Origin of the sequence: Rhodoplanes roseus (assembly GCF_003258865.1) — a bacterium.
GTDB lineage: Bacteria > Pseudomonadota > Alphaproteobacteria > Rhizobiales > Xanthobacteraceae > Rhodoplanes > Rhodoplanes roseus.
In genome coordinates, this window is record NZ_NPEX01000240.1 from 1 (window position 1) to 9,125 (window position 9,125).

General features: G+C 71.1%; 7 protein-coding genes. 1 reads left to right on the forward strand and 6 read right to left on the reverse strand.

Annotated elements, in window-relative coordinates:
• From CH341_RS24225 to CH341_RS24250, 6 genes are all read right to left on the reverse strand, one after another.
• The coding region (locus CH341_RS24225; protein ID WP_111421550.1) for a CoA transferase at window positions 1-1,231 on the reverse strand (1,231 nt) is incomplete at its 3' end.
• Between the two features lie 210 nt (window positions 1,232-1,441).
• Window positions 1,442-2,398 (reverse strand): UDP-3-O-acyl-N-acetylglucosamine deacetylase, encoded by a 957-nt coding sequence (gene lpxC, locus CH341_RS24230; protein WP_111421551.1) that lies wholly within the window; start codon window positions 2,396-2,398, stop codon window positions 1,442-1,444.
• Between the two features lie 673 nt (window positions 2,399-3,071).
• The gene (ftsZ, locus tag CH341_RS24235) at window positions 3,072-4,880 is read right to left on the reverse strand and encodes a cell division protein FtsZ (protein ID WP_111421552.1); all 1,809 of its coding nucleotides are present in this window, start codon (window positions 4,878-4,880) and stop codon (window positions 3,072-3,074) included.
• A gap of 88 nt (window positions 4,881-4,968) precedes the next feature.
• The gene (gene ftsA / locus CH341_RS24240; RefSeq protein ID WP_111421553.1) at window positions 4,969-6,288 is read right to left on the reverse strand and encodes a cell division protein FtsA; all 1,320 of its coding nucleotides are present in this window, start codon (window positions 6,286-6,288) and stop codon (window positions 4,969-4,971) included.
• The gene (locus CH341_RS24245) at window positions 6,285-7,133 is read right to left on the reverse strand and encodes a cell division protein FtsQ/DivIB (RefSeq protein ID WP_245431231.1); all 849 of its coding nucleotides are present in this window, start codon (window positions 7,131-7,133) and stop codon (window positions 6,285-6,287) included. The genes ftsA and CH341_RS24245 overlap by 4 nt, the downstream gene beginning before the upstream one ends.
• 119 nt (window positions 7,134-7,252) lie before the next feature.
• Complete coding sequence (locus tag CH341_RS24250) at window positions 7,253-8,173, reverse strand: D-alanine--D-alanine ligase (protein ID WP_111421555.1); 921 nt, start codon at window positions 8,171-8,173, stop codon at window positions 7,253-7,255.
• Window positions 8,174-8,292: 119 nt separating this feature from the next.
• Here CH341_RS24250 and CH341_RS24255 point away from each other — a divergent pair, with 119 nt between their 5' ends.
• Window positions 8,293-9,075 (forward strand): bestrophin-like domain, encoded by a 783-nt coding sequence (locus tag CH341_RS24255; protein ID WP_111421556.1) that lies wholly within the window; start codon window positions 8,293-8,295, stop codon window positions 9,073-9,075.
• Window positions 9,076-9,125: the final 50 nt, after the last annotated feature.

Below are 9,125 nucleotides of genomic sequence, written 5' to 3' on the forward strand. Positions count from 1 at the left end.
CCTCGACCAGCAGCATCGCCGTCCGGGCGAGCGACAACCGGGCCCGGCAGCCGCGGCCGGTGGCGGCGCGCGCGGTCAGCCCCCGCACCACGGCGGCAGCCATCAGCCAGCCGGTCGCGTGATCGAGCGCCTGCACGGGCAGCGGCGTCGGCCGGTCGCGCCCGAATCGGCGCAGGCCCTCGGCCGCGATCCCGCAGCTCACTTGCACCAGGCTGTCGAAGCCGCGCCGGCCGGCCCACGGGCCGGTCCAGCCATAGGCGTCGAGCGAGACGTCGACGAGACCGGGACGCGCCGCCCGCCGGACGTCGGCACCGAGGCCGATCCGGTCCAGCGCATCCGGCCGATAGCCGTGCACCAGGACATCGGCGTCCGCCAGCAAGGCGAGCAGCCGGTCGCGTCCCTCGCGACTGTGCAGGTCGAGCCGGGCGCACCGCTTCCCGAGGGTCACCTCGGGGGCCAGGCTCGGCTCGTCCCAACCCGGCGGATCGATCCGCAGCACGTCGGCGCCGAAGCCGGCCAGGAAGCGGGTCGCGACCGGGCCGGCCAGGATGCGGGTGAGGTCGAGCACGCGCAGGCCGGCGAGCGGGCGGGCCGGATCGCAGGGCCGATCCGGCGTGCCGAAATCGGTCGGCACGACGTCGACCAGCGGCTCGGCCGCGACGGCCCGCCCCTGGGGATGGACCGCCCAGTCGGCGACCGTCCGCATGGTCGCGGCACAGCCGCCCTGCCCGACCACAGCGGTTTCGAGCGCGTCGGCTCGCCACGAGCGGACCGCCGCGGCGACGAGATCGCGGTCGGCCGGGACGCCGAGCACCGCGAGTGCCGCGACCCGATGGTGCGCGGCATTGGTGTGCAGCCGAATCCAGCCGTCGGCGGTGGCGTAGTCGCCGGCGATCGGATCCCAGGCCGGCGGAAGGGCCCAGCCCTCCGGCACGATGGAGGTGCCGAACCACAGCGAGGACAGCCGCCGATCGACCGTGACGGCCGGAGTCGTGCCGGTCGTGATGCCGATCCGCTCGGCAATCGCGAGCGAGGCGGCCCCCACCGCCGCGGAGGCGAGGTCGGTCACGCGGAAGCAGGACGGCAGATCGCCCGGGCCGGTCACCCGCACTCCGGACAGCCGCGCTGGGTCGCCGCCGAGCGCCGTCCAGACGAGGCCCAGGAGGTCGGCCGAGCGGTCCGGGTCGGGCGGGACCGGGGCGGCAGAGAGGCTGGTCGGGGGTGTCGGCATCGTCGGGCCTCCTCGAAACGGGGTATCGACCGGGCCGCCGCAGGGCAGCCGGCCCGAACGCTCGAGTGACACATGAAGGCAGCGGGCCTCGCGTGAGGTCTCACGCGAAGCCGGACGACGCCGGGAGCCGGGTCGAGCGAACGACCGCAAGCCTCGGGCAGACCGATGGTCTCGGAATCCGGGACGGACGTCGCGCGGGCGAGCCGCGCGTCAGGACACGTCGGGGCCGTAGGCCGGCGCCGCGACGCCGGTGGTGAGCTCGGCGCGGCCCCGCACCGTCGTGCGGGCGAGCGCCGTCGCATCGACCACGGTCCAGGCGGACCGGTCGGCCATCAGGGCCGACAGCACGGCGTGATTGAGCTTGTGGCCGCCGCAAACCGACCGATAGACCCCGAGAAGAGGGGCACCGGCCAGCGCCAGATCGCCGATCGCGTCGAGCGCCTTGTGGCGCACGAACTCGTCGGTCCAACGCAGGCCATCGGGGTTGAGGATGCGGTTGTCCGCGACCACAAGGGTGTTCTCGAAGCTGGCGCCCAGCGCATAGCCGGCGCTCCACAGCTTCGCCACGTCACTCATGAATCCGAACGTCCGGGCCCGGGCGATCTCGCGCCGGAAATGCAGCGGGTCGAGATCGAAGGCCATCGTCTGCCGCCCGATCAGGGCGTGGTCGAAGGCGATCTCCACCTCGAAGCGCATGCCGCGGTCGTAGGGACGCAGCTCGCCGTAGGAGCGGCCATTGGCCACCCGCACGGGCTTGAGAACCTTGATGTAGCGACGCGGCGCCGCCGTCGCTTGCAGGCCGACCCGGTCGATCGCCGCGACGAAGTCCTCGGCGCTGCCGTCCATGATCGGCATCTCGGGGCCGTCGATCTCGACCACCGCGTTGTCGATGCCGAGGCCGGAGAGTGCCGCGAGCACGTGCTCGGCCGTCGAGCACAGAGGGCCCGACGCGTCGCCGATCACAGTGGCGAACTCGGTCGCCACCACGGAGCGGACGTCGGCCTTCACCTCGCGGTCGGGCTTGCCGTCGGTGCCGGGACGCACGAAGCGGATCCCGGTGCCGGGCTCGGCGGGGTGAAGCGTCAAGGTGGCGGGAACACCGGAGTGGACGCCGATCCCCGATACGGTCGCGTCGGAGCGCAGCGTCGTCTGTCGGCCGGATTTCATGCCTAACGTCCCATCCCAAAAAACTTCAGCGCGCCGCGAGTGGTGCGGCTGTCCGTTCAAGTTTTTCCCCCACGGGACGTCTCCAGACCCAACCAACCCGTCGCTGTTCTACGCGCGCTCGGATTGCCCCGTTGAGGCCCAACTTTGTCCCCGTGCCGGTTTGAACATTAACCGTATGGTCCGGCTGGGCCAATTCACGCTTTCTTACGGTTTGTTACCTGAAAAACGAACGCTTTAGACCCGGTTTCGGCCATGAAATCCCGGGGAAAACGGCCATTCGATACCGTCGGAGACTTGCCATGTGGCATCGGAGCTACAGACGACATCCATCGTCCGAAAAGTCCGTTGCTGCGAAAGCGCTGGGTTCATGCGGCCGCATCGCGGCGAATCGGTGATTCGCGAATCACTAAGCCCGAACCGGCGATTCGATCTGCGGACGTACCCCGGCGGGTGCGGGCCGAGGGGGAGATCACGGACGACGATCACGGACGGCGATCACGGATGACGATCACGGACCGCCGACCTCGCTGACGCGGACGGCCGGCCGAAACGAGAATGGCCGGGCGAAACGCCCGGCCATTCGTTGCAGACCGTCCGGAGGCAGTTCGGCCGGTCCGCGCGCGGAACACTGCGCGCGGAAGCGCCGGGGCGGGCGGCGCTCCCGCGCCCGCGATCAGTTCGCCTGCCGCCGCAGGAAGGCCGGGATGTCGAGCTGGTCGTCGTCCGGCAGCCCCTGCTGCGGAGCGGCCGGACGGCCGTGCAGGTCGAGCCCCTGCGGCGCCTGCGGGCCGGGGCCCGGCCGGCGGGCGTAGTCGGAGACCGGATCCGACCCGCGGCCGACGGGCGGCATCGGCGGCATGCGGGGTGCCATCGGACGCTCGGCCGGAGCGGCCGGGCGGACCGCCGCCTTCGGCTCGACCGGACGGACCTCGTCCTCGCGACGGCCGAGACCGACCGCGGCGAGGCGCTGCAGCAGGGTCATCCGGCGCTTCTCCGGGTGCTCCTCGCCGATCGGCTCGCCGCGCTGGGCGCGCAGCTCGTTCTGGGCCGGGAGCGGCAGCTCGTCGATCCGCGGCATCCGGGCCGGACGGCTGGCCGGCCGCTCCGGCTGCGGCGGGATGAACACCTTCGGCGGCGCGTCGTGGGCGTCGACCGGGGCCTCGGGAGCCATCGCGTCGGTGAAGAACGGCGCCTTCGGCTGCTGGAGCGGCCGAATGGTGACGTCCTCGATCTCGCGCGGGATCAGGGCATCGGCGACGGCCGCGGTGGCGACGGCGTCGATGGTCGGCTGCGGGCCCGGCTCCGCCGGGATCAGCGGCTGGGCGGCGGCCCGCTCGGCCGCCGACGGACCGGCCTGGTCGATGCGGTCGGAGATCCGCTTGTTGTCGGCGCGCAGCCGGTTGGCGAGCTCGGCGATGCGCGACTCGTGCGCCGCGGCCGCCTGGCTGTCCGGGGTGCGCGACGTGAAGGCCTCGACGGCCGGCACCGGCGCATGCTGCTGGTTCGCCCCGATCATCGCCGGGTCGACCCCGGTGGCCACCACCGACACGCGGATGATGCCCTCGAGCCCCTCGTCGAAGGTGGCGCCGACGATGATGTTGGCGTCGGCGTCGACCTCCTCGCGGATGCGGGTCGCGGCCTCGTCCACCTCGTAGAGGGTGAGGTCCTTGCCGCCCGTGATCGAGATCAGCAGGCCGCGGGCGCCCTTCATCGAGACGTCGTCGATCAGCGGGTTGGCGATCGCGGCCTCGGCGGCGCGCAGCGCGCGCTTCTCGCCGGTCGCCTCGCCCGTGCCCATCATCGCCTTGCCCATCTCGCGCATCACCGCACGAACGTCGGCGAAGTCGAGATTGATCAGGCCTTCCTTGACCATCAGGTCGGTGATGCAGCCGACGCCCGAGTAGAGCACCTGGTCGGCCATCGCGAAGGCGTCCGCGAAGGTCGTCTTCTCGTTGGCGATCCGGAACAGGTTCTGGTTCGGGATGATGATGAGGGTGTCGACGACCTTCTGGAGCTCGGAGATGCCGTTCTCGGCCAGCCGCATGCGGCGCTGGCCCTCGAAGTGGAACGGCTTGGTGACGACACCGACCGTCAGTATACCGAGCTCGCGCGCCGCCCGCGCCACGATGGGGGACGCGCCCGTGCCGGTGCCGCCGCCCATGCCGGCGGTGACGAACACCATGTGGGCGCCGGTGAGGTGATCACGAATCTCGTCGATCACCTCCTCGGCCGCGGCACGCCCGACATCGGGCTGCGAGCCGGCGCCGAGACCCTCGGTGGCGGAGACGCCCATCTGGATGATGCGCTCGGCCTCCGACATGGTCAGCGCCTGAGCATCGGTGTTGGCGACGACGAAGTCGACCCCCTGGAGGCCCGCCCGGATCATGTTGTTGACGGCATTGCCGCCGGCACCGCCGACACCGAACACGGTGATCCGCGGCTTCAATTCCCTGATATCGGGGATCTTCAGATTGATGCTCATGGCTGCCTCTTCGATGCGGGGGCGTCGACGACGCCCCCGGGTTCCGCCGGTCCGCCACCGACGGGGTTCATGAATCCCTTTCGGGTCGTCAGAAGCTCTCGCGTAGCCATCGTCCGACCCGTGTGAAATATCCGCTGGCGCCCGCCCGTGTGCGGTGTGCCCGACGCGGATCGAAATGCTCCAAATGCGCCACCTGGGGATAGACCAGGAGGCCGGCGGCGACCGCAAAGGCCGCCCCCTTGGCGCCCTCCGGCAGGCCGGCCACGCCGAGCGGCCGCCCCACCCGGACGGGACGCCCGAGTATCCGCGCGGCGAGTTCGGTGAATCCGGTCAGCTCGCTCGCCCCGCCCGTGACGATGACGCGCCCCCGCGGCTCGGCCGCGAACGCCGACGCCGCCAGCCGATCGCGGACCATCTCCAGGATTTCCTCGACGCGCGGCTTGATGATCCGCGTCAGGGTCGCCCGGGAGACGAACTGAGGCGGCTCGCGGTCGTCGCCCGGAACCGCCGGGACGGCGATCATGTCGCGGTCGTCCATCGCGCCGCCCAGAACATTGCCATAGAGCGTCTTGATTCGCTCGGCGTCCGGCACGGCAGCCGAGAGTCCGCGCGCCAAATCCATCGTGACGTGCTGACCGCCGAGCGCGAAGCCGTCGGCATGCACGAAACGCCCGCCGGTGAAGACTGCGAGCGTCGTCGTGCCGGCCCCCATGTCGACCACCGCGGCGCCGAGTTCGGCCTCGTCGTCGGCGAGCGCGGCCAGGGCTGCGACATAAGGACTCGCCACCATGGCCTCGACCGAGAGGTGGCAGCGCTCGATCGCCAGCATCAGGTTACGGGCCGCGGCGGCCTCCGACGTGAGCACGTGCATGTCGACGCCGAAGCGCTGGCCCAGCATGCCGCGAGGATCGCGGATGCCGCGCTCGTGGTCGATCGTGTAGCCGATCGGCACCGAATGCAGGACCACCCGGCCCGGACGCACCGACGAGCGGCTGCCGGCGGCGAGCACGCGGGCGATGTCGCCCTCGCGCACCGTGCCGGGCACGTCGACGGAGGCGGCGAACAGCTCGCTCGACGGCCGGCCGGCCGACAGCGACACGATCACGGCCTCGACCTGGCAGCGCCCGGCCCGTTCGGCGAGATCGACGGCGTGGCGGATCGCCACCTCGGCCTCGGCGAGATCGACCACGCCGCCGGCCTTGAGGCCGCGGGATTCGGTGTGGCTGAAGCCGATCACGTCGATCGCGTGGCTGCGGCGGCGCAGCACCTCCTGGGGCGGCTGCGGCGTCAGCCGGGCGATCAGGCAGGCGATCTTCGAGGTGCCGACGTCGAGCGCCGCGACCACGGCGCTGCGCCGCGGCGCCAGCGGCTTCATCTTCGGGGCGAGGCCGAACTGGAGATCGCTCATGCGGCGTTCCCCTTCGGCTTCGGGCGCTTGGCCTTGAGGGCCTCCTCGCGCGCCTGGGCGGCGTCGTCGGAGAGGCGGACGGTGACGCGGTCGGGCAGTCTCAGGTCGATCATCACGATGTCGCGCGACAGGAGCTTCTTGTCCTGCTCGAGCGTGGCGAGCTGGTCGAGGGCGCGCGGCAGATCGTTCTCCGGCAGGCGCACGTCGATTCCGCTCTTGAGCTTGAGGGTCCAGCGCCGCTCGGCGACCAGCACCGAGGCGCGGACTTGGTCCCGGATGGCCGGATAGCGGTCGAGCTGCGCGACGAAGTCGCGCGCGCGCGTCTCCGCCCCGGCCCCGACCACGAAAGGAAGCGTCATGACGCTCTTCGAGACGAAGGCCTCGAGCACGGTGCCGTCGGAGGCGATGACGTTGACCTGCCCGTCCTTCTGCCACAGCGCGAAGGCGACCCGCTCGGTGATGTCGATGGCGAGCCGGTCCGGATAGAGCTTTTGGACGGTCGCGTCGCCGACCCAGGGGTTCGCCTTCAGGCGGGCCCGCGCCTCGGCGGCGTCGAGGAAGAGGAGCGAGCTGCGGCCGCTGACGCCGGCGATCGCCAGCACCTCGTCGCGCGACAGATGCTTGTGGCCGGTCAGCGCGACGCCGGCGATGCGGAAGCCGACCGCGTTGGCGCCCATGTCGCGGACGTCGCACATCCAGTCGACCACCACGGGCGTGTGCCCGCCGCGGACGATCCCGAAGCCGATGCTCGACAGGATGATCAGGGCCGTGGCCGTCACGCCGCCGTAACGCGGCCAGTGGAACCGCTCGAGCGCCCAGACGAGACGCTCGAACTGGCGCTGCACGGTCGCGATCGGGCCGAAGGTGGCGAACCGGCCGGGCCGGCCGGCGGTGGGACGGCGGCGCTTCCGCGCACCGGCCGCTCCGCCACGCGGACGCGGCGAACCGCCGGGCTTTCGCCCGGTCAGCGGTTCAAAGACGCGTCCTCCACCATCCATTCGACCAACTCTTCGAACGGGATGCCCGCATAGGCGGCCATCTCGGGCACCAGTGACGTCTCGGTCATGCCGGGCTGGGTGTTGACCTCCAGGCAGAACAGCCCGGAGACCCCCTCCTGGCGATCGTCGAACCGGAAGTCGGCCCGACTGACGCCCCGACAGCCGAGCGCGAGGTGCGCTCGGAGAGCCAGTGTTCGGATCTGTTGGTAAACATTCGGTTTAATTTCGGCCGGCAAAACATGCCGGGAGCCGCCCGGGGCGTACTTGGCCTCGTAGTCATAAAAGGCGACATTCGGAACGATTTCAATCACATCGAGGGCGCGATCGCCCATCACGGCACAGGTTAACTCTTTTCCAACGATGTAGCGCTCGCACAACACCTGCTCGCCGTAGGACCAATCCGGCCGGGTGAGCTCCTGGGGCGGGTGCTCGTGCTGCTCGGTGACGATGAACACCCCCACGCTCGACCCCTCGCAGATCGGCTTGATGACGTAAGGCCGTGGCAGGACGTGCGTCTTCGCCGCCTCGCCACGCGAGACCGTCACCCCCTCCGGGACCGGGACACCGCCGGCGGCCAGCACCAGCTTGGCCGTGTCCTTCTGCATGGCGAGCGCCGAGGCCAGCACGCCGGAGTGGCTGTAGGGAATCTGCAGCACCTCGAGGATGCCCTGGATGGTGCCGTCCTCGCCGGGCCGGCCGTGCAGCAGGTTGAGGGCGACGTCCGGCTTCACCTGCGCGAGCACTCCCGCGATGTCGCGCGCGACGTCGATCCGGGTGACCCGCCAGCCGCGGGATTCGAGCGCCGCGGCGCAGGCCGCTCCCGAGCGGAGGCTCACCTCGCGCTCCGACGACCAGCCCCCCATCAGGACGGCGACGTGCTTGGACATCGAAAAGGCCCCCCTTGCAGCCGACGGCTCGACCGACTCTCGCCGGGCGTTAACCGGACGGTATGGCGTCCCGGTCCACTCCGGTCCAGCGTGCTCGCACGCGGGTGGAGGAGTTTCCGATGATCAACGGATGGCTGACCCTCCCGGCCTGGGCGCTGTTCGGCATCCTGGTCGCCTTCTACACGGCGACCGCCGCCCTGATCGCCTGGCTGGTGATGGCGTCGCCCGTGAGCTCCTGGATCAAGAGCTTCACCGGCGTGGTGGCGCCGTTCATCGCCGCCGTGAGCGTGCTGTTCTCGCTGCTCACCGGATTCCTGGCCGGCGACATCGCCGACCGCAACCGGCAGGCCTGGCGCGCCGTCAACGGCGAGGCGAGTGCGATCGTCATGCTCAATACGCTGAGCCTCGCCGCCGTCACCGACATGAGCGCCATCCGGGCGCAGCTGAAGGCCTATACGGACAGCGTGCTGAAGCACGAATGGGCCGTGATGGCGGAGGGCCGCCGCTCGCCGGCGACCGGGGCGGCGCTGCGCGAGCTCTTGCGCCACGCCGCCGATCCGGCGATCGCCCGCGACGCCGGCCAGACCGCGGCCACCGCCCTCCTCAATGCCGTGATCCGCATCCGCGATGCGCGCGCCGAGCGCCTGGCGCTGGCCTCCGACCAGACCAACGACATCAAGTGGCTGACCGTGCTGGCGCTCGGTATCGTCACCCAGATCGCCGTCGCGCTCGTCCACCTCGACAAGCCGCGCGCCAAGATCGCCGCCATGGCAGTGTTCACGCTCGGCGCCGTCATCGCACTCGGCCTCGTCGCCCTGCAGGAGTACCCGTTCAGCGGCGACATGCGCGTCTCGCCGGTGCCGATCGAGAGGGCCGCGGAGCTGATGGCGCAGACGGGGTGAGCGGGTTTAATCTCCGTCATTCCGGGGCGGCGCGCAGCGCCGAACCCGGA